This window comes from Amycolatopsis arida (assembly GCF_900115565.1).
GTDB lineage: Bacteria > Actinomycetota > Actinomycetes > Mycobacteriales > Pseudonocardiaceae > Yuhushiella > Yuhushiella arida.
Genome location: NZ_FOWW01000023.1, coordinates 1 through 1,346, shown reverse-complemented (window position 1 = coordinate 1,346; position 1,346 = coordinate 1). Strand labels below are relative to the sequence as shown.

Annotated in this window: 1 protein-coding gene; it reads right to left on the bottom strand. The window is 67.8% G+C overall.

The window, feature by feature from the left end; all coding sequences use genetic code 11:
- Positions 1-1,216, bottom strand: a 1,216-nt coding sequence (locus tag BM051_RS28230; protein ID WP_218151710.1) for an N-acetylmuramoyl-L-alanine amidase, incomplete at its 3' end; no start/stop codon positions are given.
- Positions 1,217-1,346 lie beyond the last annotated feature (130 nt).

The following is a 1,346-nucleotide window of genomic DNA, read 5'->3' as shown; positions in this document are numbered from 1 at the left end:
ACAGCGCCACGTACACGTCGGCCAGGTTGTTCTGGGTGAAGGTCACCACGTCGTCGCGGCCGTCACCGTTGAAATCAGCCGACGAACCCGTGAAGACCTGGGCCGAACCGCCGCCGTTGACCAGCTGCATGTAGTAGGCCCAGTTCCAGTGGGGCCCCGGGTCGGTGTGGTCGTTGCCCGGCACCTCGTTGTGCCCCACGATGAACTGGCGCGTCTTGGGGATTCCGTGCCGGTCACACAGCCATCGAGTGAGCGCGGCCGAGGCCCGGTACATCGAGTCGGTGAACCAGGACGGGTTGTTGACGAAGCCCTCGTGCTCGATGCCAAGCGATCGGGGGTTGTAGGAGCGGACGTGGTAGGCGGTGTCGGCATCGCGGACCATCTGGGTGATCTCGCCGTCGGCGGAGCGGATCACGTAGTGGGTGCTCACCCCGGACGACGGGTTCTGGAACCAGCTCAGCGTGCCGGCGTAGGAGCCCTGCGTCACGTGGATCACGACGCGGTCGATGCGCGCGGTCCGGCCCGACCTGTAGTTGTTGGGGTGAGCCGGGAGCCAGCGCGAGTGCGGGTAGTCCAATCCCTGTGTGGTCACGTCCGCACTGGTGTCGTCGAGGGAGGGGACGGCGTCGAACCTCCCGCGCTGGGGCTGCACCGGGCGGGCAGGCAGGGAAACCAGTTCCCCGTCGACGGTCCTGGTCTGTAGACCGGTGGCGAGCAGCTCGTACACGGTGTCGGCATAGAGGCGGGCCACCCGGTCGTCGGCCGCTCCACTGTAGGCGGCCACCACCGGGTACCAGGCCTCGACCCGTTGCCGGTCCGCCCGATCGAGCCCCAGCCCATCGGCCAACGCCCGCAGCACCGCCGCGCCACCGCGGATGTTGGCGGGAGTCTCCTTCTTCAGCGCCTCGACCGACTCACCGGTGAGCTGTGCCGCCTGCTCCAGGGTGTGCCGGGTCGGGTTGCTGACCAGGTGCATGACTCCGTAGCCGTTGTCCGAGCTGGGCATCCCCTGGTGGCCGTCGAGGTGGGTCTCGCCGTAGCCGACCGCCACCAGCAGGTCCCGGGGAACGTCGGACTCCGCCGCGGACCGCGCGAAGGCGGCGTTCATGCTCCCCTGCCCAGGAGGCTGCGCGAGGGCGGGCTCGGTGGTGAGGCCCAGCGTGGTAACGAACGTCGTGGCGAGAATCGCCAGCACGGACAGAGGCTTGCCTCTCACTTTTCGCATTTCTTCTCCTTGAGTTCATACATCAGAGGCTGGTTTCTCCGGGGAGTCCGAAGAAGTCGTGCCATTTGGTGCCGGGGCCGAAGGTGGTGCCGGTGGAGAGGGCGGTGTAGACGTCGGCGCT